A 25,087-nucleotide genomic window follows, 5' to 3' on the forward strand; every position below is an offset into this window, starting at 1 on the left:
GACCGACGAGGCCCGCTACGCCGAGCTGAAGTCACGCCTCGCCGCCAATCGACTGACGTCCCCCGATGTCGCGAAGCGCCCCCCGACGCGAGCGAATACGCATGAGGAAAATCCGCGCCCTGTGCTATGTGTCTCCGTCGGCGTCACGCCGGATGCCCGAACGAGCGGACACAAGGTGCTCCGGGGAGTCGCGGCGACCTTCGGATCGGAGCTGTCTTGCAGATATTCGTCAAAGACAACAATGTCGATCAGGCCCTCAGAGTGCTCAAGAGGCGGATGCAGCGCGAGGGCGTCTTCCGCGAGATGAAACGGCGCAGGGCCTATGAGAAGCCGTCCGAAAGGCGCATCCGTGAACGGGCGGAAGCGGTCCGCCGAAGCCGTAAGGCCGCGCGAAAAAAAGCGATCAACGAAGGGCTCATCGCGGCGCCGAAACGGATCGTGAAGAAGCCGCAGTCATCCTCGCCACGCTGAACGAGCGGCGCTCGGGAGTGGACGAAGCTCTCGTCGCGCGACGGAACGCGGGCATCGGGCGACCTCTCCGCCCGCCGCTCGCATACGAAAAGCGTCGATCCGGCCTTGCAATGAACACAATCCATGCCCATTATGATAATTGATCTTGGATGGCTAAGTTCTCTCTCATACACCTCGGTGGATCTGGCGATACTTCCCTTCAACATCGACTCGCAAACGTGCTCATCCTGACGCATGTGCGAAATTACGGCACGATTGAAAGGAAATCGTCATGAATATCGGAACGGTGAAATGGTTCAACCCCGCCAAGGGCTTCGGCTTCATTCAGCCTGACAATGGCGGCACGGATGTATTCGTGCATATCTCCGCCGTCGAGCGCGCGGGCATGCTGACCCTCGCCGAAGGGCAGAAAATCCAGTTCGATCTCGTTCGCGACAACAAGTCGGGAAAGAGCTCGGCAGGAAATCTCCAGGTCGCGTGAGCGATCGCCTCTCTCATTGACCACGGATGTACTGGCAATGAGGCAGAGGTTCTCGCCGAGGACATAGCGAAAGAGGCTCCGCGCCCTCTCGGGTGACGGGGCTTTTGTTATTCGACATCTCGACGAACACGCTCTCTCGCAGGTTTCGAACACGCCGCACGGGCGCGAGTTCGCGTATCTGGGGCGCGAGGCGATCGAGCGTCCCGGCGCGTCCTGCATTCGGATCCGTTCTCGGCCTCTGAAAGCGGCGGCGCGTCGCCGGCGCTGCGACGCGCCGATCCGACTGGTTCGGCTTCTCATGGCTGCCTCAGGCTGGAGCCTCGTCGACTGAACCCACATCCGCTTTTGCCAGAGGCAATGTGAAGCTGAAGATCGTTCCGCCTTCCGGATTGGACTCGGCCCATATCTTTCCGTAATGCGCTTCGACGATCGAGCGTGAAATCGACAATCCGACGCCTATCCCGCGCGTCTTCGTCGTGACGAAAGGCTCGAACAGTCTGACCTTGACCTTTTCAGGCACGCCGGGACCGGTGTCGGCGACATCGATTCGAATCATGTCTCCTTCGGTCGAGGACGTCGATATCGTCAGCTCCCGCTTAGCCGAAGCGCTCATCGCATCGATTGCATTCCGCATCAGATTGATCAGGACCTGCTTGACCTGGACCTCGTCCACGAGCGCGCGATCGTCCTGCGCATTCAAATGAAAGGCTCCATGGGCGCCGGACTGCTTCGCGGTCGGCAGGGAGAGCTCATAAGCCTCTTCGATCAGCTTGTGCACGCTGGAAAAAGTTTTCTTCGGCTCATCGCGGGAGACGAATTCACGCAGGTGATCGACGACCTGCGCCGCCCACAGCACCTGCTCGACCGCGCTTCCCAAAATGCTTTCGATGCTCGCGGGGCGCTGCTTCGACGGTATTTTCAACAAGCGTTGCGCCGCATGGAGATAGGTCGCGGCCGCCGAGAGCGGCTGATTGATTTCGTGCGCGAGGCCGGTGCCCATTTCCTTCATGGAGTTCAGTCGGTCCGCCTGCAGCTTCTGCACCTTCTCTTCGGAGCGCGTCGTACTGGTCACGTCGATGAACGTCGCCACGACTCCGTCGATTTGCTGGGAGGCGCCGTGATAAGCGGTGAGGCGGGCGAGATAATAAGGCGCATCGACATCGTTCTTGTGCACGCGCCGCTCGATCGGGGCCCCGCTTTCCAAAACCTTGCGAAGATCGGCCGTCAATTCGGGGTAATCGAGCTTGGCCGCGAGGTCGGTGAGCGGCCGTCCGGCGTCCGAAGGTATGATATTGAAGATTTGAGACGCCGCCGGCGTGAAGCTCCGGATGACGAGATTGTGATCCATGAAGATCGTCGCGATTCGAGTGCTCGCGAACACGTTCCTCAGATCGCTGTTGGCCCGGTCCAGATCGTCGATCTTGCTTTCCAGCTCCTGGTTGACGGTCCTCATCTCCTCATTGAGCGATTGCAGCTCTTCCTTGGAGGATTCGAGCTCCTCATTGGTGGACTGCGTTTCCTCGTTCATCGAAATCAGCTCTTCATTCGCCGATTTCAATTCCTCGAGAGCCGTCTCATATTCCTCGATCGTCGCCTGCAGCCGCTCGCGGGTCTCGAATAATTCGCATTCGAGCCGCGCTGCGTCGCTCGCGGGTTCGCGCTCGCTCGGAGACGGCGACGTCGTGTCCGCTGTCGACGGTTCTCTTCCTTGGAACAGAATCAAGAAAAGCGACTTGCCGCCCTCCCGATCCGACAGAGGCTCCGCCGTCAGCGAGACGAGCTCCGTATGGTCTTCATCGGTTTCGACTTTCACGTTCTGACGCGTCGCCGACCGGCGCGTTTCGATCGCCTCGCGCAGCACGCTGCGCAAATCGAGGCGCAGACCTTTGCGCGCCATCGCGAAGAGTTGACGATCGGGCGCTCCGGGCGCCGCTTCGAGATATTTGCCCGTTCGGGCGGAAAAATGAACGATGTCGCCGTCCTCGTTCACGACGACATGCGGAGGCGCGAATCCTTCGGCGATGCGCGCTTCCACGGCGCGCCGCAATTGTGATGCGGATCCGGCGCTCGTCTTGCCGGAAGCATGGGCGGGGAAGGAGAGAGTGTGCAAGCCCGCCATGAAGTGCGGCATGCGCACCCGCCGGCCGGGGTCGCGCGCCTCGAACAGGCAATGTTTCTTGTCGAGCGGCGCAAAGAGGTCGGCGAAATGGCCGATGCTCTCCGACATACCGAGAAAGAGAACCCCGCCGGCGCGGAGGGAATAATGAAAGATCGGAATCACCTCCCTCTGCACGTCCGCTCCGAGATAGATCAGCAGATTGCGACAGGAGACGAGGTCCATGTGCGAGAAAGGGGGATCGCGCAGGATGCTGTGCGGGGAGAAGACACAGAGGTCGCGAACCGCCTTGACGAGAACATAGCTGCCGGACTCGGCGGTAAAGAAGCGTCTGCGTCGCTGGTCCGACACGCCTTCCATCAGCGCGGCGGGATAGCGGGCGGCGCGCGCGATCGCCAGAGCCGCTTCGTCGATATCCGTCGCGAAAATGGTCACGCGCGGGGCGACCCTCAGTTCGTCCATATGTTCGCGCAGAATGATCGCGATCGAATAGACTTCTTCGCCCGTTGAACAACCCGGAACCCAGACCCGCACCGAGTCGGCTGCTCCTTTTCCCTCGAACAGCCGCGGGATGGCGCTTTCTCGAAGCGCGCGGAACGCTTCCGAATCGCGAAAAAAGCTCGTGACATTGATCAGGAGGTCGCGAAAGAGCGCCGTCGCCTCGCCGGGAGCCTCGCGAAGGCGCTCCACATAGTCGGTGATCCTTTCGCATTGCTGGATATGCATGCGGCGACGGACCCGGCGCATGAATGTCTTGGTCTTGTAGCCGCTGAAGTCGTGTCCCGTCTGATCGCGGAGGATCGAATAGATGGCTTGGCGCGCCTCGAGAACGACGCTGTCGTCGTCGTTCGTCCGCCGGTCGGATGCGAGGTCGTCCGGCTCATCGAGAGCGCGCATGATCTCGATGAGCTTCGCCGCCATCGCATCGACGGGAATTGCAAAATCAACCAGTCCGCTGGCGATGGCGCTGCCCGGCATTCCTCCAAATCCCGGACCCGACCCGTCGCTCGCCTGCGCCATGGTCACGCCGCCGTACTCCTTGATCGCCTTGATGCCGAGAACGCCGTCGCTGCCGCTCCCCGACAGCACGACCCCGACCGCGAGTTCGCCGCGGTCGCGAGCGAGCGCGCTGAAGAAAACGTCGATCGGCGATCGCTCGTGATGGGCAGCGTCCGTCGCGATCAGCCGAAGCCGCCCGGAGGCGATCGTCAGGACCGCGGACGGCGGCATGACATAGATCCTATCCTTTTCGAGCTCCTCGCCGTCGCGGGCGACCTCGACGCTCATTTTGGCATGGCGCGCCAAAATGTCCGTGAGGAGGCTCTTCCGATCCGGAGCCAGATGCATGATGATGACGAAGCTCATGCCCGGATTGGCAGGCATGGCGCGGAACAGGCCCTCCAGCGCTTGGATGCCGCCCGCGGAAGCGCCCACGCCCACGATCGGGAACGATATGTCCGGTTGCATTGGCGGCGCCTTCGGTCTGTCTCGAGATAATGCGCTTCGAAACTTGCAATGTCACCCTGATCTGTAACGCAGCAATGCCGGACAACGTATTTCGCGCGGAGGAGTGGCTGACGGCGCATTTCTTTCGTCATCGCGACCGCGCTCGTCGGAGCCATGACCGCCGTCTGGCCCCGACAATGTCATTTCGACTCGTTTTTCGAATGAGAACTGCCAGATCGGCGTCCTGCCGTCGGCGCCCGCCCCGAATTGTGCATGCGTTCGCACATTGGAGCCGGAATAATGAGTCGAGGACGAGGAATTTGCGCGTCGAATTGCGTCACGAAACTGCCGAAGCCATCGAATTCATTTCGAAGAATTGGCGCGTCGCAAGAGCGGATAATCGGCGTTTTCATACAGATCGCGGATCTCGGCGCCGACATAAACCGCGTCGCCGACCTCGAGAGAGCAGCTGCGCAACATGTCGGAAGAGACATTTTCCATTGCGAAGCGGATTGCATCCGCGGCCCGGGCGAACTTTTTATATCCGAGGCTATTTGGACGGAATTTCGGACCTTTGTAGGAAAATAGTCCCGCTTCGCTGCCGTAATCGAATGCGCTCATTGTCCATCTCCTTGGCTGTGATGTGGCTCGTTTCGCCGCTCTTTGTCGGCGGCCGGAAGAGATGGAAGGATGGGCTGCAAATTCTCGATCCCGCAGAGTGAACGAGAACGCGGCCGGCCTCAGCCGCCCCGCTCGAGAGACGACTCCGTCACCACACGTTCCAGACCGTCCCGCTCTCCTTTGATCCGATATTGAAGGCCCGCGCCGCCATCCGGCAATTGGCGCGTGACGCGAAACGACGCTCTTTCCGACCGCACTCCGACCTTATGAAGAACAAGAGCCCCGACGTCGAACTTATGCGCCGCCACCGCTCTGACGCGATGACGCGGAATGCGGGAGAACTCGTTGACGTTCGCACTCATATCCGGCCCTTCTCTCGACGGAGGATTCGATTTTCGCAAAGGTGCAAAGACTGTTCGAAAGATGAAAAACAGGCTGTTCGCCGTCCGCGAGATCGAGGCCGCGTCAGGCGGCTACCCGGATATGATCCGCAGAAGACTTTCCGCTGCGCGAATCGACCACGATCTCGTAAGAGATCTTTTGTCCCTCTGCGAGGCCGCGCAGGCCGGCGCGTTCCACCGCGGTGATATGGACGAAGATGTCGGCTCCGCCGGTTTCGGGCTGTATGAACCCGAAGCCTTTGTGAGCGTTGAACCATTTTACGACGCCGGTCTGCATGACATGTCCTTTCTACGAATGGAGAATCGGGCGTTCGCGCCATGCGACGCCGTGTCGGATCGATGTTTGGAGAGGAGGTGATGTGCTTCGCGCGCCCAAGCTCGGCGCAACGGCAAGGTCATCCGACCGAAACCCGATATGTGTCATATGGCGCGTCGTCGTCGAGGTTCAAGTGGCGTTCGGGCGGTGGCTTTTTCCAAAGCAGTCCAGCATGACGGAGCCGGACATGGTAAGAAGCCGTCGACGAATGTTGCCGGCGGCGCCGAAACAACCAAGGAACGCCACGGCTGCAGCCGACCAGAGGATGGCCGACTCAGTCCGACCGCCCTACGTACAGAGCGCGTCTTGCATGAAATGCCGACCGGCAACATCGGAGACGCTCGTCATGGTCGATGTCCAAGCATGTCGTATCGAATTCCAGTGTCCGCAGTGCGGGCACGAACTCGGGCAGACGATCGGAAAATTGAAGTCCCAAGATCGGATGATCTGTCCTGGATGCGGAATCGGAATAAACATCGACGCAACCCGATTGTCGAATGTCGTCGAGGAGATCAGGCAAGCTGTCGATAAGGTCCCCCCGGAGATCACGATCAAGTTTTATCGATAGCGAGATGAGACATACTCCGAGATGAGACATACTCATAGCCTCGATGAAATCACGTTGAGAGCGATTGAAAGGTGAAGCGGATATGAGGGTGATGATATGGACGAGTTCAAGATCAAGGTGGCGCGCATCGAGGCGTTGGCGCCGAATACGAAAGGAGACCGTGTTCGGATAACGTTTCAGGTCGAGCGCGACCCCTTGTTTTTCCAAATCCCGATTATTCTCGAGATGAAAGAGTTCGACGATACAGAGATGGTTCAGGTAGCGAGGAACGAGCTGCATCGAACATTTGGCGAATTGACGACCCAGACCGAGAAGTGGACACTGAGTGCGGAAGACATACAGCGGCTTTCTAATATCAGCTTGCGTCCAAAGACATGATTTCCGAGACGAGCCTCGATCGTCAGTCGAACGGAGCTCGTTCTTCACCCCGACGCCAACTCGAGCTCATGCAACGCCTCGGCAATGTGTTTCGCCACGCCCTCGACGTGGCTCTGCTTATGCTCTGCCAGCGCGCTCTCGAGATGGCGCACCGCATTTGCGGTATGTGGATTGACCCTGGCCTTGTCGGCCGCCTCGACGTCCGCCAACGCGAGGTCGGCATGCACCGAGAGGACACTGAAGAGCTTGAGCATCTCGAGAGCCAAAGGTTCATATTCCCGCAACGCCGTCACCGCTTCGTCGTGGGCTCGCTCGGAGCGAGCATAAGCAATCTTTCGGGCGATCTCGGCATCTTGCCTCTTTGCATCGGAAAGGCGTTCGGCGGCCTTTTCGTGAGCCGCCTGCGCGCGCCGCAATTCGTGTTCTTCGGCCTCGATTGCCTCCGGCGCCGCAGAAGATTCGCTTTCCTCATGACCGGCGAGCGATGCGACGAATGCGGCATGCGCCCGAGCGAGAGTCTCGGTCGCTTGCGCCAATGTTCGGCGAGCTTCGTCTTCAGCGGCCTCGAGTGAGGGCAACTGCCACCGCCCCCGGGCGAGTGTTTCGACAATTGGCGTCATGCCGGGCGTTCTCGCGTCGCGACGCATCCTCACGGCCGACTCCAATGCCATCAAGACGGCGATGATGGCGTCCTTTTCTTGCTTTGCTTCGAGAACGGTTTCGGAGCCATCGTGATTTTCTATTTGCTGGAGCTCTTCAATTCGGCGATTCAGGATTTCCAGAAGCGCCGTGACGTCTGCTCGACGGAGCGTCAGCTCGAGCGTGATGTTCTCGTCCATTCTGTCCTCCCCGTGTCGAGAAGAAAATGGGGCGCCGAGTTCCAATTTGGAAGCTTGCGCTCGAGCCGATGGATTTGAAACTGGACGGGGCCCACGAGCGAACGCGTCTCGCTCTCAGAGCCATCGCGTCCTGCTGCGATATCTCGCCTCCGATCATAAGCATATCCTATCCGATGGCGCCGATCTTTCGATCGGCTCTCGGCGCTGGGGAAAAGCGACCGTCACTTCGAGCGCACGCCGAGCAGCAGGCCGCCGTCCGGCTCGGAATTTTCGCTCGATCCCGTGAGGACGGAGGGTTTCGACGCGAGCGCCAGCGCACGGAGACGAGTGGCGTCGACGCCGAGTCGCGCCAGCGCCGCGACCACGGCCTCCGCCCGCCGCTTCGACAGCTTCTTGGCGTCGCTATGAGCCGCGACCGTCGCTCTGATGCGGGGATGAGCGGCCAGAATGTCGGCGACCGCCTGCAATTGCGTCTGCGCCTTGGGCTGCAAGCCCGCTCCGCGCGGCTCGAAAGCGACGCCGTCGAGCTCGAACCAGGCGATGTTTCGCGTGGGGGGCGTTTCGCCCGCGAGATAGGCACGCAGCTTCGACTCCACGCCTTCGCTCGCGGCGGCGCTGGATCGCGCATCCGCCTTCGGCGCTTCGGTCGAGCGTTCCATCGGGAGAGGAGGAGCGGCTCCGGCCAATGGCGTCGCTTCACTCTGCGCCGACGGAACCGGCGGCGGCTCGATGGCGGGAGGGCTCGACCGCCATTGGCGCCACCCTAGAACCGCCGCGATTGCCAGCACGGCGGCCGTCGCTCTCGCCACTGTCAGGCGTCTCGATCCTTCCGGGCGTCGGAGGGCGCCGGCGGCGGCCGGCTCGTCGATATGCGATCGGCGCAGCCGCAGCGAGTTGGCGATCACGCTCACCGACGACAGCGCCATGGCGGCGGCGGCGATCGTCGGCGACAGCAGCAGGCCGAAAGCGGGATAGAGCGCTCCGGCGGCGACGGGCACGCCGGCGGCGTTGTAGAAAAAGGCGAAGAAGAGATTCTCGCGAATGTTGCGCATCGTCAGGGCCGAGAGGCGCCGGCCGCGGACGACGCCCTGCAGATCGCCCTTCAGCAAGGTGACGCCGGCGCTCTCGATCGCGACGTCGGTTCCCGTCCCCATGGCGATTCCGACATCGGCGGCGGCGAGCGCCGGCGCGTCATTGACGCCGTCGCCCGCCATGGCGACGATGCGGCCGGACTCTCTCAGCCGGCTCACCACCTCGCTCTTGTCCTCCGGGAGTATTTCGGCTTCGACATCGTCTATGCCGAGCCGCTTCGCCACCGCGCGCGCCGTCGTCCAATTGTCGCCCGTCAGCATGACCACGCGAACGCCGTCCTTCCGCAGCGCCTGCAGGGCGGCGGGCGTCGTCTCCTTGACGGGATCGGCGACGCCGATCACGCCGGCGACGGCGCCGTCCATGGCGACGAAAATCGCCGTGCCGCCATCTTCCCTGAGTCGCTCCGCCTCCGTATCGGCGGCGCCGGCGTCGATTCCGAGCTCGTCCAGGAAGCGGCGATTGCCGATGGCGATCGACCGGCCCTCGATCACGCCCGTCACGCCCTTGCCGGCCGGCGAATCGAAATCCTTCGCCTCGGCGAGTTCGAGCCCTCGCGCCAGCGCCGATTGCACGATCGCCTGCGCCAGCGGGTGCTCGCTCGCGCGCTCGAGGCTCGCGGCCAGGCGCAGGAGATCGTTTTCGGCGAGCCCCGCTGTCGGGCGGACGGCGGTCACTCGCGGCTTGCCTTCCGTCAGCGTGCCGGTCTTGTCGACGACGAGCGTGTCGATCTTCTCGAAGCGCTCGAGCGCCTCGGCGTTCTTGATGAGCACGCCGCTCTGCGCGCCGCGTCCGACGCCGACCATGATCGACATGGGCGTCGCGAGGCCGAGCGCGCAGGGGCAGGCGATGATGAGGACGGACACCGCCGCGACCAGGCCATAGGCCATGCGCGGCTCCGGTCCCCATGTCGCCCAGGCGACGAAAGCGAGGAAGGCGACGCCGATGACGGCCGGCACGAACCAGCCCGAGACCTGATCGGCGAGCCGCTGGATCGGCGCGCGGCTGCGCTGCGCCGCGGCGACCATGTCGACGATGCGCGCCAGCATCGTGTCGCGGCCGACCTTGTCGGCCCGCATGACGAAGCCGCCGCTCTGGTTGAGCGCGCCGCCGACGACTTTGTCGCCGGCGGTCTTGGTCACCGGCAGGGACTCGCCCGTGACCAGGGATTCGTCGACCGAGCTGCGGCCGTCGAGCAGTTCGCCGTCGACGGGGATCTTTTCGCCGGGGCGCACGCGAAGCCGATCGCCGACCGCGACCGCTTCGAGCGGAATGTCCTCGTCCGAACCATCGGCCGCGACGCGGCGCGCGGATTTCGGCGCGAGATCGAGCAAGGCGCGAATCGCGCCGCCGGTCTGCTCTCGCGCGCGCAGCTCCAGCACCTGACCGAGCAGCACGAGGACGGTAATGACCGCGGCGGCCTCGAAATAGATCGGGACCGAGCCGTCCGCATTGCGGAACGCTGCGGGAAACAGCGTCGGGGCGAAAGTCGCGAGCACGCTATAGGCCCAGGCGACGCCCGTGCCCATCGCGATGAGCGTGAACATGTTGAGATTGCGCGAGACGAGGGACCGCGCCGCCCGAGCGAAAAAAGGCCCGCCGGCCCACAGCACCACCGGCGTCGCCAGAGCGAATTGAATCCAATTGGAGATATTCGGCGGGAGGAAATGGCCGAGGCCGAAAAGATGCCCGCCCATCTCCAGAACGAAGACCGGAACGGCGAGAGCGAGGCCGATCCAGAACCGCCGCGTCATGTCGACGAGCTCCGGGCTCGGCCCGCTCTCCACGCTCGCGAGGACAGGCTCGAGCGCCATCCCGCAGATCGGACAATTGCCGGGCTGCGGCCGGCGGATCTGCGGATGCATCGGGCAGGTGTAGATCGCGCCTGGACGAGGTTCGCCATCGGTCGGCGCCGCACCGGCCGGAAGGCGCAAATGCTCGCCGTGCGAGTGGTGAGCGTGCTCGTGAGCCATCGGAGAACCCTTTTGAGGATATGGGGTCGACGATCGGTCGCCGTTCGAGTTCCTTCGAGCTTCGTCGCGAACGTCTGCGGCATTCCAACCAATATAAGGCGCTCAGGGAGACGCTGCATATGGCTCATCGCGACGGGGCCGTAACGCTCCTCTCGGAATCCGAATGCTTCACGCCGGTCTTCGCGATCGGGTCGCCTATCGGAAAGCTCGCCAGAACAATTCCGAGACGCGTGACCTCATCGACCGAAGAACCAGCAAACGAAGCTCACCGATCATAAGCGCTCGATAGTGGGTCGTCCGCGCGGCGGAGGATCAGTCGCTCGGCTGTCTTTCCAAGAAAAAGCGAACCATTTCCCGTGACGCATTCGGGCCGTGTACGTCCGTGTAAGAACCTCTGGAGTCGCCGCCGGACCAAGCATGCCCGAGACCTTGGACCTCCCAATGTTCGACGAGCGGAATTCCGGCTGCGTCTGCGACGATTGTTCGTCGAAACATTCTCCCGCCTCTTTCCTCCTCCGTATACGAAATCCTACCTGCATCGGCGATGCTCGAATGGACATCGGAGAAAATCAGTTCCCCGTTCGAAGGATGTACGGTGTGATCGGCTGTTCCATGAAAGACGATGGTGCGAACCGCGTCCGTTCCGCTTCGGGAATTGGCTCTCGGCGCCGAACCGCGCATGGCGGCGAAGGCGGATATGACATCCGTGCCGGCGCCGAAGGCGAGGCCCGAGTGAACGCCGGTGGCCGCATAAAGCTCTGGATAGGTCGCACCCATCACGACGGTCATCGCTCCTCCGGCTGAAAGCCCTGCGATAAAGACGCGACCCGCATCGACGGCGTGTTCGGCGATGACGCTGCGCGTAATGCCGGCGATAATGCTGGGCTCGCCCATGTCACGAATTTGATCCCCGCGATTGAACCAATTCCAGCATCCCGCATTATTCGCGCTGATGGCCTGTTCGGGGTAGACCACGATGAAACCGCTCTCTTCGGCGAGGTCGTTCATGCGTGTTCCGACTGCGAAATCATCCGGCTCCTGCGTGCAGCCGTGAAGCATCACGACGAGGAGTGGGCGCTTTTCGAGGCGACTCGGGAGAAAGATCTTGTAGTTGCGCGAACCGGCGGCGCATGAGAAATTACGCAAGAGGTAAGTTGCGCCCTCCGGAATCGTAGGCTGAACACGCCTTCTCGAAGGAGCGCCCGGGCGCTTCGCTTTTCGCAGAAGTTCGACGGTCTCGCTCAGCGGGCGGCGAATTCGAGCGAGAGGATTGCGATTCGCCGGAACGTGCGCATTTTCCAAGTTCGCTTCACTGGGTGAGAAACTCGAGGGAGCCTCGAGCAGCTGAGCGCCGGTCCGGCGCTCAGCGGGGGAGGAAGCGCCCCTCACGGCGATCTGAATCTGGCGGGTCGCCTCCGAGAGGTCTTGCGTACGGGTCAGCTTGGTCGCTTGCAGCATAGCGTCGACGAAAGTCGTTTTCATTGTGTTTGTTCCACTTCTGTGTCGGCGTCTCACGTGATCCGGTCGGCCAGCGCGGTCTTGACCGCTCTGCTGGCTTGGAGCGCCCCCAGAACCGTGATGGATTCGATTGTCGCGAGCGCGAGGTCGGGCGGAACGTCATCGTCGATCGTCGCAAGCCCGAGAACCTGAATCCGCAACTTTTCTCCCGCCACCTTCACCGCTTCGAGATCGCGGCGGGAGTATCGGCGCAGCCCCATTTCGAGCGTTCGCCGGATGACGGATTGTTTGACAGCGTCGGAATGGTTCGCGAGCTGATTCCGGATCGCCGTGCGGATGAAGTCGCTGCGATTCGAAAAGAAGCCTTCGCTCACCAGCAAGTCGATGCGACCGAGATCGACATAGCCCAGGTTGATGGTGATCTTTTCCGTATCGCCGATTTTTTCATTGGACCGCGTGTTCGACTTTGCCATCTGCTCACCATCCATGTGGATGGAGGTGGGAGCCGCCATCGCTATTTCAAGCGGAAAAACCCTTTTTCAAGCGGAAAAACCCTTTTTTCTCGCGGGCAATAGTGCGAACAGAAGGCTATGCGGCTTGTGCCGGACCGAGTGCCCATATCCTTTTCGAGATCGAGCTGCGCTCCGATCAGCGCCGGCGCAGCGGTGCGCGCTTCGAACCGAAAATGCCCTGAGACACCAGACGATCCCGTGACACATCAGACAGCGCTGAAGGGCGTAGCGAGCATGGGCCTGAGCAGCTCTTCGGGAAAGAGCTACGGCGACAATGCAGCGGCGACGACGATCGTACGCGTCCGGTTCAGTGGGATCTGCGGAAGGAAAGGCGTATTCGACGCCGTTCACCCCTCCCCGACCAGATGCGATGCGGCAGGTGAACTCTGTTTCCTGGGAAAGCACAATCGAGACTGGCTGTGACGCTCAACTCTCTACTTTCGGGCGCTGATCGCGTGGATGGGATGACCGGCTCTCGGGGCGACGCCTTTTCATGACGCGTCTCCGGCATTGGGATGACCTTTGCCTTGAAACAAGTTCCGGCGGACATGAAGGGCGTCGCGATTATCCGCCCTCTCGGCTGACCCGTGGCCCGCAAACGCGAAAGGAACTCCGATCGCGCTGGCGGCCGACAGGCGACTGGGATAAGTATAGGATCAAGCTACTTCCGGGTGAGGCCATGACCGTCGCCGCGAATGGGACCGCTCACACGCCGGTCTGCGCGCTCGGCGCCTCGGCCGGCGGCGTCGCCGCGCTGAAGTCGTTTTTCGGCCATGTCGGAAGCGATTTGGGCGTGGCCTTCGTGGTCGTCGTCCATCTCGCTCCGTATCATCCGAGCGCGCTGAGCGAGATCCTGGCGACGCAGACGGATATGCCGGTAGTCCAGATCGACGAGAGGGTGAAATTAGAGCCGAACCACGTCTATGTCATCCCTCCTAACCGCGAGCTGGTGATCGAAGGCGACGACCTGACGGCCCGTCCTTTCACCGAATCGAGAGGCCGTCGATCGCAGATCGATATATTTTTCCAATCTGTCGCCGCGGGCAGAGGCGGCGGTATCGCGGTCCTGCTGAGCGGCTCCGGCTCCGACGGCACTCTCGGCGCTCGCGCGGTGAAGGAAGCGGGCGGCATCATCTTCGCTCAAGACCCGAGCGAAGCCGAATATCCGATGATGCCGGAAAGCGCCATTGCCACAGGCGTCGTCGATTTCGTGGCTCCTATCGCCGAACTCACTGAGCGTCTTGCCGAGGTGATACGAAGCAAGGTCGCCCTTCGCCCGGAAAGGGAGGAAGACATCGAGCAGCAGATCCGCCAGATCGTCGCGTTTCTACGCCGCCGCACCGGGCACGATTTCTCCAATTATAAGCGGCCGACCATCATGCGTCGCCTCGCGCGCCGGATGCAGGTCGTGCGGCAGGAGAGCTTCAGCGACTATTACCGCTATCTTCAAGGTAACCAGAACGAGGTCCACGAGCTTCTCTCCGATCTCCTCATCTCGGTCACATCATTCTTTCGTGATCCGGAGGCTTTCGCGGCTCTCGTCGAGAAAGTGATCAGGCCTTTGTTCGACAGGCTGGAAGACGAGACGCCGCTTCGCGTCTGGGTCGTCGGCTGCGCGACTGGAGAGGAGGCGTACAGCATCGGCATTCTGCTGCTGGAGGAAGCGGCGCGGCGCGGCGTGCATCCCATCATGCAGATTTTCGCCAGCGACATCGACGATGTGGCGCTCGCGACGGCGCGGGAGGGTCGCTATCCGAAGTCGATCGAAGCGGATGTCCCGGAGGAACGTCTGCGTCGCTTCTTCGTTCAGGAGGACGCCCATTACCGCGTGAAGAAGGAGTTGCGCGATCTCATCCTGTTCGCGGCGCACAGCGCGCTCAAGGACCCTCCGTTCATCAAGATCGACCTGGTCTCCTGCCGCAATCTCCTCATCTATCTGCAGCGCGAGCTGCAGCGCCAGCTCTGCGGCCTCTTCCATTATGCGCTGAAGCCGAACGGCTATGTTTTCCTCGGCACGGCCGAGGCCGTCGACACGACGCAGTCGCTGTTCGCGCCGGTGGACCGCGACGCCCGCATCTATATTTCTCTCGGCCTGTCGGACAAGGTCGCGCCCGTCTTGCCGCAGCTCATCTCGGACTTTCGCACGCTGGAGCACCGTCAGATCCAGTCGGCCCAAGCCGAGCAGTCGGTCGGCGTCGGCCATGCGCATGCGACGGCGCTGGAAGGGAGCGCCCCGCCGAGCGTGCTGGTCGACGGCTCGCTCAAGATCCTTCATCTCTCCCCGAACGTCGGGCGCTTCTTCCGGCCTCTCGAGGGGCCATTCAGCGCCGAGCTGTCGGCACAGGTGCGGCCCGAGCTGCGGGTCGACTTGAAGCTCGCGCTTCAGCGCGTGCTGGAGAAAGGGGAATCGTCGCTGAGCGTGCCGATCCCCGTCGCGTTCAACGGCGATTCCCACCTCGTCGCACTGCATGTGACGCCGTGCAAGGAGAGCGAGCGGTCGATCGCGGGCCGCGCCCTGGTCTTCTTCATGGACCTCGGCAAAGCTCTTCCAGCCGATGAGACGCCGGAGGCAGAAAACGGCAGCGGCTCTGAAATCAAGCGTCTGCGTCAGGAACTCGCGGCCGCGCAGGATCGGCTCGGCGCCGGACGGCGGGAATATGAGCAGGCGACGCAAGACCTCCGCGCCGCCAACGAGGAGCTTCAGTCGATCAATGAGGAGTATCGCTCCACAGCCGAGGAGCTGGAGACCAGCAAGGAGGAGCTGCAATCGATCAACGAAGAATTGCAGACGGTCAACGGCGAGCTGAAGAGCAAGCTCGAGACGATTTCCACGGCCCACAACGACCTCCAAAATCTCGTGGCCGCCACCGAGATCGGCACGCTGTTTCTCGACCCCAAGCTCAAGATCAGGTTCTTCACGCCGCGCGTTCATCAGTATTTCAACATCAGCAGATCGGATATCGGCCGGACGATCTCCGATTTCCGCCACCGGCTCGTCTACGACGGTCTCGAACAGGATGTCGCGAGCGTGCTCCAGACACGCATTCCCATCGACAAGGACATCAAGACGACCGACGGGCGTTGGCTGTCGATGCAGGTGCGGCCGTATCGCACGATGGAGGAGCAGATCGACGGCGGCGTCGTCACCTTCACCGACATCACCAAATTGAAGCTCGCGGAGGAGGCGCTCGCCTCCGAGCTGCGCGCGATGTCCCGCCTGCAGGAGCTCAGCACCAAGGCCATGGAAGCCGATCGGCTCGAGCATCCGCTCGGCGCCATTCTCGACGCCATGATCGACTTGATCGCCGCGGATTTCGGCAGCATTCAACTCTATGAGGAGAGCAGCCGGACGCTGCGGCTCGTCGCGCATCGCGGGTTTCAGAAGCGCTATCTCGACTATTTCGCGACGGTCGACGCTTTGTCCGGCTCCACTTACGGTCTAGCCCTCGCCAAGCGTTCGTGCGTCGTCGTCGAAGACGTCGAGAAGGATCCAGATTTCGCGCCGGGCCTCGATGAAGCGAGGGCGGCCAGTTATCGGGCGGTCGTCGCCGCGCCATTGTCCGCCCGCTCGGACCGATTGGTCGGCATGCTCGCCTTACATTTCCGGGAGCCCCACCAGTTCTCGCCGCATGAACTGCGGCTCGTCGACATTTGCGCACGACAGGCGGCCGACGCGATCAGCGTCTCTCAGCTGCAACAGGCTTTACGCGAGGCGGATCGGCGCAAGGACGAGTTCCTCGCAATGCTCGGCCATGAATTACGCAATCCGCTGACGCCGATCAACAATGCGCTGCAGGTTCTGAAGCGGTCGAGCCTGCCGAGCCCGGAAGTCGAGCGACTGCACGGCCTCATCGAGCGACAGGTGTCGCACCTCATTCGCATCGTCGACGATCTGCTCGACGTGGCGCGTATCACACGGGGAAAAGTCGAACTGCAGCGGCGGCCTATCGAATTGAAGGATCCCGTCCGGCATGCGCTCGAAGCCACGGCGCCGCTCTTCGAGGCGAAACGGCAAAAGCTCGAGGTTTCCCTGCTCGACGAGCCGCTCGTCGTCGATGGCGATCCCGTGCGCCTGACACAGGTCTTTTCCAACCTGCTCGACAATGCGTCGAAATATACGCAGGGGGGAGGCCGCGTCGACGTTTCGACGAAGCGCGACGGCGACGGCGTGGTGGTCGCCGTCAAGGACAATGGCGTCGGCTTCACGCCCAACGATCTGGCGCATGCGTTCGAGCTCTTCAGCCAGGGAGAAAAACCCTCCGGTCAGGGTCAGAGTGGGATCGGAGTCGGCTTGGCGCTCGCGCGGGGCCTCGTCGAGTTGCACGGCGGGACCGTCGAGGCGTCCAGCGACGGCGAAGGAAAGGGAGCCGAAATTCGAGTGAGGCTTCCTCTCTGCGACCATCGAGACGTCGCGCATCCGTCTCCGGCCGAGCCGGAGACGCCCCCCGTGCTGGAACGGGTGTTGATCGTCGATGACCAATATGACGTCGCCGAGAGCCTCGCCATGCTCATCCGGACGCTCGGAGCGCAAGCCGAGATGGCGTCGGACGCTCCGACGGCGCTCGCGACCATTGAAAAGTTCAAGCCGGAGGTCGTGATTCTCGATATCGGCCTGCCGGACGTGAACGGCTACGAACTCGCCGCCGAGATCCGCAAATTGCCGGAGGGACGCAACATGATTCTCGCTGCGCTCAGCGGCTGGAGTCAGGAGGAAGTCCGCAAACGCGCGCTCGAATCGGGGTTCGACCATTTCTTCGTCAAGCCCATCGAAGTCGACGCCTTGATACGTCTGATCGGACGGTCGCCGGCGACCAACGTCGACGCCGGCGAAGCCCCATCGATCTAGCGCCACGAGAAGGCGGAAGATTCCTGGAACGGCACGCGCATCACGGCGCGGAGCCACATCGTCCAGGGATTGCGCCATGGCAAACCGTGGCCGACGCCAGCGACCGACACGGAACGACTTCGTGGCCGCGGGGTTATCTTCCGCTTCGTCACGGCGGCGAGCGAGCGGAGGAAGAAATGCCGGCAAAATCCAAAGCGCAGCAGCAGGCCGCAGGGGCCGCGCTCGCCGCCAAGCGCGGCGAGATATCCCCGAGCGAGCTGAAAGGCGCGTCGAAATCCATGTACGAGTCGATGAGCGAAGAGCAGCTTCGCGACTTCGCCGCGACAAAGCGCAAGGGCAAGCCCGAGCACGCTCATAAATCATGAAGGAGCACGCCATGCATGTGGAAGCGATGATCTCGAAGCATCCTCGAGCGCGCGGCCGCGCGGACCGCTCGCTCGTCCATTGCGTCGAACTGTGTTTCGATTGCGCGCAGACCTGCGCGGCCTGCGCCGACGCCTGCCTCGCCGAGGACGCCGTGGCGCAGCTGCGCCGCTGTATAAGGCTCGATCTCGATTGCGCGGAGCTCTGCGCCGCAACCGGCGCGATCGCTTCGCGCGGCGCCTGCGCGGAAGAGTCCATCCTGCCCGCGATGCTGCAGACCTGCGCGGAAATGTGCCGCATGTGCGAAGAAGAGTGCCGCCGGCACGCCGACCGTCACGAGCATTGCCGCATCTGCGCGGACGTCTGCAAGGAATGCGAGAGCGCCTGCCGCTCCGCGATGTCGCGCCCGCATTAGGAAGAGGAGGCCGGCGCGCCATAGGCCTTCAGAAAGACCTCGAGGCCGGCCTCCATGATCCGCTCGGCGTCCGCCGCATCCCGCAGCTCGAGGCCGAGCGCGACGCGGAACGGCATGTCCGACAGCACGAGATTCAAGAGCTGGTCGGCAGCGAGATCCGCGTCCTCGAAGGAAAGCAGGCCCCTCGCCTTCGCCTGCTCGAGATAGGCGGCGACGAAGTCGACGACGATCTTCTTGCCGCTCTTGAAATAGAGCTGACAGAGATCGGGAAAGCGCCAGCGCTCGCTCGACACGGTCTGAAAAAAGGCGGTCGCCTCCTCGGTGAGGAAATGTCGGACGAAATGTCCGCACAGGGCGCGCAGCGCCGGCAGGACGCCTTCATCTAGATCCGGCGAAGGCAAGCGTATGGCCTTCTCCCGGCACTCTACCTGGATCAGATGGCTGAACAGCGCCTCCTTGCTGGGGAAGTAGGCGTAGAGCGTCGCCTTGGACACGCCGGCGCCGCGCGCGATGGCGTCCATGCTGGTGTCGGAAAACCCCTGCTCGAGGAATTGCGCGCGCGCAGCCGAAAGGATTTGGCATTCCTTGCGGCCGGGAACATGCTCCTCCGCCTGCGACGCCGGCGCTGCTGCCTCTGATCTCATAGCCATCGATCCGATATCCGCTGCGCCACTGTAAGACGTCTCACCGCTTCTTCATACTTGGTCGTCCGGATTTCCCGCTTTCCGCGACGCAGCCGAGCCGGGACGCTTGGAAAAAAGCGGGAACTCGTATGGGACGGCCCGGTTTCAGCATTGACACTCGAGCCGCAGGTTAACATAATGCAGGGCAGAACTGAACGGTTCAGTTTCCTCGTGCGTCGTAAGGCGATTCCCCGTGCCCTGCAGCAAATTCGCCCGCCGTGCAACGAACGTTCCCGGCCGCAGCGGCTCGTCGGCCAGGGCGCCGGCCGCGCCCGCACGGGCGGCCCGCGCGGGCGCGGCCGGCGCCCTGGCCGCGTTCGCACTGGCGGGCTGCGCCGTCGGACCCGATTTCGTTCCCCCGGCCGCCCCTGTCGCCGCCGGATATGGACGGCTCGCGACCGAGACCCGGTCCGCCCCCGTCGCCGGCGGCGCCTCGCAGAAGCTGGTTCATGGCCGAGACGTGCCCGGCGAATGGTGGACGCTGTTCCGTTCGCCGCGGCTTTCGGCGCTGGTGAAGGAGGCCGTCGACAATCACCCGAACATAGCCGCGGCGGAAGCCGCGCTGCGCCAGGCGCGCGAGACGATCGAGGCGGATCGGGCCTCGCTCTTTCCGCAGGCCTCGGCGAACCACGGCTTCACGCGCAGCCAGTTCTCGACGGCGCAATATGGCGATTTCGCCGGCTCGTCGAGTTCTCTCGTCCTCTACTCTCTGCACAACGCCAATGTGGCGGTGTCTTTCACGCCGGACGTGTTCGGAAAGACGCTGCGCACCGTCGAGAGCGACGAGGCGGCGGCCGAATACCAGCGATTCCAGCTCGAGGCGGCCTATCTCGCCCTGACGGCCAATGTCGTCACGGCGGCGATCGCCGACGCCTCCTACGCCGCGCAGATCAAGGTCACGCGCGAGCTCATCGCCGCCTATCAGGCTCAGCTGGCCCTGCTCGAGAAGCGCTTCGAGCTCGGCGCGGTGAGCCAGGCGGACGTTCTCTCCGAACGAGCGCTGCTGGCCCAGGCGCAGGCGACTCTTCCGCCGCTCGAAAAGGCGCGCGCGCAGACGCGCGACCAGCTCATGGCCTTTCTCGGCCGCTTCCCGGCCGGCGACAAGGGCGAGGCGATCGATCTCGCCGGCCTGAAGCTCCCGCGCGAGCTGCCGGTCAGCCTGCCGGCGACGCTGGTCCGCCAGCGGCCGGACATCCTCGCCGCGGAGGCTCAGCTGCATCAGGCGAGCGCCCAGGTCGGCGTCGCCACCGCGAACATGCTGCCGCAATTCACGCTCTCCGCGGCGGGCGGGACCCAGGCCGGCGATTTCGCACGGCTGATGACGCCGCAGACGATGGTTTATAATCTCGCTTCGCAGTCGTCGGCCCAGATCTTCGACGCCGGCGCGCTGTTTCATCGGCGCGAGGCCAGGGTCGCGGCGCTCGAGCAGTCCGCCGCGCAATATCGCGCCACCGTCATCGGCGCGGTGCAGAATGTCGCCGACGCGCTGCAGGCGGTGAGCCATGACGCAGCCACATTGCGCGCGCAAGTGGCGGCCGAGAAGGCGGCGGCGCAGAGCCTCGACATCGCCCGCGTTCAATACACCGCCGGCGCGACCAATTACGCGACCGTGCTCAACGCCGAACAGACCTTGTTGAACGCGCGGCTCGGCCGCGTCCGGGCGCAGGCCGCGCGCTTCGCCGATACGGCGGCGCTGCTCCAGGCGCTCGGCGGAGGCTGGTGGAATCGCATCGACGAGACGCCCGCTTCCGCGCCCAAGCCCACCGATCCCATTGCCCTTTCCCCGATCGCCGCTGCGGCCCGGGCGCAGGCGGAGGAATATCGCAATGCGCGCTAGCTCGTTCTCCCTCGCGCGCGGCCGCCTCGGCTCCACGGCGAAGCCGATGGCGATCATGCTGGCGCTCGTCGCCGTCGTCTCCGGCGCGCTCTACGGCTTCGTCGACTTTCGCTCGAGCATGATCAATCAGATGCTTGCCGCTATGGCCAATCCGCCGCAGACCGTCTCGGTCACGACCGCGGCGTTCCAGGAATGGCGGCCGAAGCTCACCGCGGTCGGCACCTTCCGCGCCGTCAACGGCGCCGACCTCTCGCTCGAGGTCGCCGGCATCGTCGAGAAGATCCATTTCCAGTCGGGCGAAGAGGTCACGGCGGGCCAGCTCCTGCTCGAGCTGCGCAAGGATACGGATACGACGAGGCTCGCCGCGCTGAAGGCCGCGGCCGAGCTCGCCGGCATCAATCTGCGGCGCGACCAGTCGCAGTTGAAGCTGCACGCCGCGAGCCAGGCGACGGTCGACACCGACATCGCCAATCTCAAGAGCGCCGACGCCCAGGTCGCGCAGCAGGACGCGGTGATCGCACAGAAGACGCTGCGCGCGCCTTTCGCCGGCAAGCTGGGCATTCGCGCGGTCGATCTCGGACAATATATCGGCGCAGGCGCCGTCATCGTCACATTGCAGGCGCTCGATCCGATCTTCCTCGACTTTCTGCTGCCGCAGCAGGCGCTGAACGGCGTGGAGGTCGGACAGACGATCGCCGCGACGGTGGACGCCTTTCCGGGCGAGACCTTCTCCGGCGAGATCACCGCCGTCAACTCCAAGGTCGATACGTCGAACCGCAACGTGCAGATGCGGGCGAGCCTCGCCAATCCCGGCCATCGGCTGCGGCCGGGAATGTTCGCCGAGATCGAGATCTCGACCGGCGCGCCCGAGCGCTTCGTCACGTTGCCGCAGACGGCGATCGTCTATGCGCCCTACGGAAATTCGGTGTTCCTGGCCGAGCCGCCGAAGAACGAGGGCAAGACGCCGGCGCAAAACGCGAGCCTCGTCGCACGCCAGACCTTCGTGAAGCTCGGCGCCACGCGCGGCGACCAGGTCGCCGTGACCGAGGGACTCGCCGAAGGCGCGACCGTGGTCACCGCCGGCCAGATCAAGCTGCGCAACGGCGTGCCGCTGAAAATCGGCGACGGCGTGAAGACGCCGAACGATCCGCACCCCTTGCCGGTCGATCGATGAACGGAATGCGCCGATGACCTTCACCGACATTTTCGTCCGCCGCCCGGTCCTCGCGAGCGTGGTGAGCCTGCTCATCCTCGTGCTCGGACTCCGTTCGCTCTCAGTCCTGCCGATCCTGCAGTTTCCGCGCACGCAGAACGCCATCGTCACCGTGACGACGGTCTATTACGGCGCCGATCCGGCGACGGTCGCGGGATTCGTGACGACGCCGCTCGAGAACGCCATCGCCCAGGCGAACGGCATCGACTATCTCACCTCGACGAGCGGGGTCGGAACGAGCACGATTATCGCCAATATCAGGCTCAACCACGACACCGGAAAGGCGCTGACCGAGATCAGCACCAAGATCGATTCGGTCATCAATCAGCTGCCCAATAATGTGCAGCGCCCCGTGATCACCGTGACGATCGGACAGACCATCGACGCGATGTATATCGGCTTCGGCAGCGACATACTGACGCCGAGCCAGGTCACGGATTATCTCATCCGCGTCGTGCAGCCGCGCCTGCAGGCGGTGCCGGGCGTCCAGACCGCCGAGCTCATCGGCGGCAAGACCTTCGCGCTGCGCGCATGGCTCGATCCGGTCAAGCTCGCCGCCTATGGCATGACCGCGACCGAAGTGTCGACGGCGCTGTCCGGCAACGACTACATCGCCGGCCTCGGCAGCACCAAAGGCCAAATGGTCCAGGTCAATCTCTCGGCCTCGACATCGCTGCACTCGCTCGAGGAGTTCCGCAACCTCGTCGTCAAGCAGATCAACGGCGCCAATGTGAAGCTGCGCGACGTGGCCAATGTCACGCTCGGAGCGGATGATTACGAAACGTCGGTGGCGTTCGACGGCAAGCAGGCGGTCTATATCGGCATTCAAGTGGCGCCCGGGGCGAATCTGCTCGACGTCATAAAGGGAGTCAAAGCGGTCTATCCGGAAATCGCCAAGGCGCTCCCGACCGGCCTCATCAGCGAGATCGTCTATGATTCGACCGATTTCGTGAACAGCTCGATCGACGAGGTGATCCACACTCTGATCGAGGCGCTGCTCATCGTCACCGCCGTGGTGTTCGTCTTTCTCGGCTCGTGGCGCTCGGTCGTCATTCCCGTCGTGGCGATTCCGCTGTCGCTCGTCGGCGCCTTCACCATTCTGCTGGCGCTCGGCTTCTCGATCAATCTGCTGACCCTTCTGGCGGTCGTCCTCGCGATCGGCCTCGTCGTCGACGACGCCATCATCGTCGTCGAGAACGTCAACCGCCATCTCGCGCGCGGGTCGACGCCCTTCGACGCGGCGATCGAGGCGGCGCGCGAGCTCGCCGGGCCCATCATGGCGATGACCGTGGTGCTCATCGCGGTCTATGTGCCGATCGGCTTCCAGGGCGGGCTGACCGGCGCGCTGTTCGTCGAGTTCGCCTTCACCCTCGCCGGAGCGGTGGCGGTGTCGGGGATCGTCGCGCTGACCCTTTCGCCGGTCAGCTGCGCGCTGCTGCTGCGCCCGCCCGAGAAGCACGCGCGCGGTTTCGAGAGCCGCCTCGTCGCCTTCATCGACGCGGGCATGGACTGGACTCGCGAGCGCTATCACCGGCTGCTCGACCGTTCCCTTCATCATGTTTCCGTGACGCTCGTCTTCGGCGCGCTCGTGCTGGCGAGCATCCACTGGCTCTATTCGAGCTCGAAGACGGAGCTCGCGCCCGAGGAGGACCAGGGCATCGTCCTGACCATGTCGACGGCGGCGCCCAACGCCACGCTGCAGCAGAAGCTGCTCTACGCCGATCACGCCTACTCCATTCTCGCCAAGCATCCGGAGACCGCGAGCGTCTTCCAGATCAATTCGCCGGCGATGAATCTGAGCGGAATGGTGCTGACGCCCGCCGACCGCCGCAAGGCGACGGCGACCGATCTGCAGCATGTGATCCAGCAGGAGCTCGGCGACGTGGCGGGACTGCGCATCGTCGCATTCCAGCCGCCGCCTCTGCCGGGCGCCGACGGCCTGCCCATTCAATTCGTGCTGCAGGGAACCGACAGCGTCGACAAAATGAATGTCGTCTCGCGCGAGATCCTGAGCGAAGCGATGTCGACCGGGCGCTTCATGTTCCTCGATACCGACCTCAAGATCGACCAACCACAAATGTCTCTCGTCATCGATCGCGAGAAGTCGGCGCAGCTCGGCCTCAAGATGAACGACATCGGCGGCGCGCTCACGACGGCGCTGAGCGGCGGCTACACGCAATATTTCGGTTTCGACGGACGGTCGTATAAAGTGATTCCGCAGATCGCGCAGCGCTACCGCCTCAATCCCGATCAGATCCTCGGCTATTACATCAAGACCGCCGCCGGCGATTCCATCCCTCTCTCGACCGTGGCCAAATTCGAGACCATGGTCGTCCCGCAATCGATCAATCATTTCCAGCAGGCCAATTCGGTGACCATTTCCGGCGTCGCGGCGCCCGGCGTCATCGCCGGCGACGCGCTCGGCACGCTGAAGGAGATCGCCGAGCGCGTGCTGCCGCAGGGCTATACGATCGACTATGCCGGGCCGTCACGCCAGTTCGTGCGCGAATCGGCCGGCTTCATCGCCACCTTCGGCTTCGCGCTCATCATCATCTTTCTCGCGCTGGCCGCCCAGTTCGAGAGCTTCCGCGATCCTTTCATCATCCTCGTCTCGGTGCCGATGTCGATCGCCGGCGCGCTCGTCTTCATCATGCTCGGCTTCGGCGGCGCGAGCATCAACATCTACACGCAGGTCGGGCTGGTGACGCTGATGGGGCTCATCAGCAAGCACGGCATTCTCATCGTCGAATTCGCCAACGAGCTGCAGCATGCGGGGCGCTCGAAGCGCGAGGCCATCCTCGAGGCGACCTCGATCCGCCTGCGGCCGATCCTGATGACGACGGCGGCCATGGTGCTCGGCGTGACGCCGCTCGTCTTCGCGACCGGCGCCGGCGCGGCCTCGCGCTATAATATGGGCCTCGTGATCGCGTCGGGCCTGTCGATCGGCACGCTGTTCACTTTGTTCGTGCTGCCGGCCGTCTATCTCGTGCTCGCCGCCGACCATTCGCGGCGCGCGGCGGCGGCCTCCGAGCCGGAGCCGCAGGCTTCGGGCGCTTGACGC

General features: G+C 63.4%; 17 protein-coding genes and 1 pseudogene. 9 read left to right on the forward strand and 9 right to left on the reverse strand.

The annotated features are described in order from the left end of the window. Window positions 1-216: 216 nt before the first annotated feature. Window positions 217-471 (forward strand): 30S ribosomal protein S21, encoded by a 255-nt coding sequence (gene rpsU, locus AC6IW9_RS02895; protein WP_497768948.1) that lies wholly within the window; start codon window positions 217-219, stop codon window positions 469-471. A 271-nt stretch (window positions 472-742) separates the two neighbouring features. Beyond that, entirely contained in the window at window positions 743-952 is a 210-nt protein-coding gene (locus tag AC6IW9_RS02900) for a cold-shock protein (protein WP_497768951.1), read from the forward strand. A gap of 307 nt (window positions 953-1,259) precedes the next feature. On the opposite strand, the gene AC6IW9_RS02905 is transcribed toward AC6IW9_RS02900, so the two are convergent. The 3 genes from AC6IW9_RS02905 to AC6IW9_RS02915 all read right to left on the reverse strand — a co-directional run bounded on the left by AC6IW9_RS02905 (window position 1,260) and on the right by AC6IW9_RS02915 (window position 5,813). Then, a complete protein-coding gene (locus tag AC6IW9_RS02905) occupies window positions 1,260-4,535 on the reverse strand; it encodes a CheR family methyltransferase (protein WP_497768954.1) in 3,276 nt (1,091 codons plus the stop codon). Between the two features lie 342 nt (window positions 4,536-4,877). Next, a complete protein-coding gene (locus AC6IW9_RS02910) occupies window positions 4,878-5,135 on the reverse strand; it encodes a hypothetical protein (protein ID WP_497768957.1) in 258 nt (85 codons plus the stop codon). Between the two features lie 465 nt (window positions 5,136-5,600). Then, window positions 5,601-5,813 (reverse strand): cold-shock protein, encoded by a 213-nt coding sequence (locus tag AC6IW9_RS02915; protein WP_497768960.1) that lies wholly within the window; start codon window positions 5,811-5,813, stop codon window positions 5,601-5,603. A gap of 703 nt (window positions 5,814-6,516) precedes the next feature. Between AC6IW9_RS02915 and AC6IW9_RS02920 the strand changes: the two genes are divergently transcribed. Then, entirely contained in the window at window positions 6,517-6,798 is a 282-nt protein-coding gene (locus tag AC6IW9_RS02920; RefSeq protein WP_497768963.1) for a hypothetical protein, read from the forward strand. Between the two features lie 44 nt (window positions 6,799-6,842). Here the strand turns inward: AC6IW9_RS02920 and AC6IW9_RS02925 are convergent, their stop codons facing one another. The 5 genes and pseudogenes from AC6IW9_RS02925 to AC6IW9_RS02945 all read right to left on the reverse strand — a co-directional run bounded on the left by AC6IW9_RS02925 (window position 6,843) and on the right by AC6IW9_RS02945 (window position 12,630). Then, window positions 6,843-7,637 (reverse strand): hypothetical protein, encoded by a 795-nt coding sequence (locus AC6IW9_RS02925; protein ID WP_497768966.1) that lies wholly within the window; start codon window positions 7,635-7,637, stop codon window positions 6,843-6,845. A gap of 221 nt (window positions 7,638-7,858) precedes the next feature. After that, complete coding sequence (locus AC6IW9_RS02930; protein WP_497772409.1) at window positions 7,859-8,296, reverse strand: OmpA family protein; 438 nt, start codon at window positions 8,294-8,296, stop codon at window positions 7,859-7,861. 207 nt (window positions 8,297-8,503) lie between these two features. Further along, window positions 8,504-10,699, reverse strand: a pseudogene (locus AC6IW9_RS02935) (copper-transporting P-type ATPase); the annotation flags it as partial. Window positions 10,700-11,011: 312 nt separating this feature from the next. Continuing rightward, window positions 11,012-12,181, reverse strand: coding sequence for an extracellular catalytic domain type 1 short-chain-length polyhydroxyalkanoate depolymerase (locus AC6IW9_RS02940; protein WP_497768969.1), 1,170 nt, complete (start codon window positions 12,179-12,181; stop codon window positions 11,012-11,014). A 29-nt stretch (window positions 12,182-12,210) separates the two neighbouring features. Beyond that, window positions 12,211-12,630, reverse strand: a complete 420-nt coding sequence (locus tag AC6IW9_RS02945; RefSeq protein ID WP_497772412.1) for a CopG family transcriptional regulator — start codon at window positions 12,628-12,630, stop codon at window positions 12,211-12,213. A 718-nt stretch (window positions 12,631-13,348) separates the two neighbouring features. Here AC6IW9_RS02945 and AC6IW9_RS02950 point away from each other — a divergent pair. The 3 genes from AC6IW9_RS02950 to AC6IW9_RS02960 all read left to right on the forward strand — a co-directional run bounded on the left by AC6IW9_RS02950 (window position 13,349) and on the right by AC6IW9_RS02960 (window position 18,293). Beyond that, window positions 13,349-17,515, forward strand: a complete 4,167-nt coding sequence (locus AC6IW9_RS02950) for a chemotaxis protein CheB (protein ID WP_497768973.1) — start codon at window positions 13,349-13,351, stop codon at window positions 17,513-17,515. Between the two features lie 176 nt (window positions 17,516-17,691). Beyond that, on the forward strand, window positions 17,692-17,880 hold the full coding sequence (locus tag AC6IW9_RS02955; RefSeq protein WP_497768975.1) for a DUF3008 family protein: 189 nt from the start codon (window positions 17,692-17,694) through the stop codon (window positions 17,878-17,880). A gap of 11 nt (window positions 17,881-17,891) precedes the next feature. After that, complete coding sequence (locus AC6IW9_RS02960; protein ID WP_497768978.1) at window positions 17,892-18,293, forward strand: four-helix bundle copper-binding protein; 402 nt, start codon at window positions 17,892-17,894, stop codon at window positions 18,291-18,293. Here AC6IW9_RS02960 and AC6IW9_RS02965 read toward each other — a convergent pair. After that, a complete protein-coding gene (locus tag AC6IW9_RS02965; protein WP_497768981.1) occupies window positions 18,290-18,943 on the reverse strand; it encodes a TetR/AcrR family transcriptional regulator in 654 nt (217 codons plus the stop codon). The genes AC6IW9_RS02960 and AC6IW9_RS02965 overlap by 4 nt on opposite strands. A gap of 226 nt (window positions 18,944-19,169) precedes the next feature. On the opposite strand from AC6IW9_RS02965, the gene AC6IW9_RS02970 reads away from it, so the two are divergent. From AC6IW9_RS02970 to AC6IW9_RS02980, 3 genes are read left to right on the forward strand one after another with little or no spacing between them, the layout of a single operon-like run. Then, on the forward strand, window positions 19,170-20,813 hold the full coding sequence (locus AC6IW9_RS02970; RefSeq protein ID WP_497768984.1) for an efflux transporter outer membrane subunit: 1,644 nt from the start codon (window positions 19,170-19,172) through the stop codon (window positions 20,811-20,813). Continuing rightward, window positions 20,803-21,987, forward strand: a complete 1,185-nt coding sequence (locus AC6IW9_RS02975; RefSeq protein ID WP_497768988.1) for an efflux RND transporter periplasmic adaptor subunit — start codon at window positions 20,803-20,805, stop codon at window positions 21,985-21,987. The genes AC6IW9_RS02970 and AC6IW9_RS02975 overlap by 11 nt, the downstream gene beginning before the upstream one ends. A 13-nt stretch (window positions 21,988-22,000) precedes the next feature. Beyond that, entirely contained in the window at window positions 22,001-25,084 is a 3,084-nt protein-coding gene (locus tag AC6IW9_RS02980; protein WP_497768992.1) for an efflux RND transporter permease subunit, read from the forward strand. Window positions 25,085-25,087: the final 3 nt, after the last annotated feature.

This window comes from Methylosinus sp. shoA, assembly GCF_059718125.1.

Bases quoted from the DNA above. Each gene is read 5' to 3' on its own strand.
- AC6IW9_RS02900 (WP_497768951.1), top strand. From the start codon at position 743: ATGAATATCGGAACGGTGAAATGGTTCAACCCCGCCAAGGGCTTCGGC.
- AC6IW9_RS02905 (WP_497768954.1), bottom strand. From the start codon at position 4,535: ATGCAACCGGACATATCGTTCCCGATCGTGGGCGTGGGCGCTTCCGCG.
- AC6IW9_RS02910 (WP_497768957.1), bottom strand. From the start codon at position 5,135: ATGAGCGCATTCGATTACGGCAGCGAAGCGGGACTATTTTCCTACAAA.
- AC6IW9_RS02915 (WP_497768960.1), bottom strand. From the start codon at position 5,813: ATGCAGACCGGCGTCGTAAAATGGTTCAACGCTCACAAAGGCTTCGGG.
- AC6IW9_RS02920 (WP_497768963.1), top strand. From the start codon at position 6,517: ATGGACGAGTTCAAGATCAAGGTGGCGCGCATCGAGGCGTTGGCGCCG.
- AC6IW9_RS02925 (WP_497768966.1), bottom strand. From the start codon at position 7,637: ATGGACGAGAACATCACGCTCGAGCTGACGCTCCGTCGAGCAGACGTC.
- AC6IW9_RS02930 (WP_497772409.1), bottom strand. From the start codon at position 8,296: ATGGAACGCTCGACCGAAGCGCCGAAGGCGGATGCGCGATCCAGCGCC.
- AC6IW9_RS02940 (WP_497768969.1), bottom strand. From the start codon at position 12,181: ATGAAAACGACTTTCGTCGACGCTATGCTGCAAGCGACCAAGCTGACC.
- AC6IW9_RS02945 (WP_497772412.1), bottom strand. From the start codon at position 12,630: ATGGCAAAGTCGAACACGCGGTCCAATGAAAAAATCGGCGATACGGAA.
- AC6IW9_RS02950 (WP_497768973.1), top strand. From the start codon at position 13,349: ATGACCGTCGCCGCGAATGGGACCGCTCACACGCCGGTCTGCGCGCTC.
- AC6IW9_RS02955 (WP_497768975.1), top strand. From the start codon at position 17,692: ATGCCGGCAAAATCCAAAGCGCAGCAGCAGGCCGCAGGGGCCGCGCTC.
- AC6IW9_RS02960 (WP_497768978.1), top strand. From the start codon at position 17,892: ATGCATGTGGAAGCGATGATCTCGAAGCATCCTCGAGCGCGCGGCCGC.
- AC6IW9_RS02965 (WP_497768981.1), bottom strand. From the start codon at position 18,943: ATGGCTATGAGATCAGAGGCAGCAGCGCCGGCGTCGCAGGCGGAGGAG.
- AC6IW9_RS02975 (WP_497768988.1), top strand. From the start codon at position 20,803: ATGCGCGCTAGCTCGTTCTCCCTCGCGCGCGGCCGCCTCGGCTCCACG.
- AC6IW9_RS02980 (WP_497768992.1), top strand. From the start codon at position 22,001: ATGACCTTCACCGACATTTTCGTCCGCCGCCCGGTCCTCGCGAGCGTG.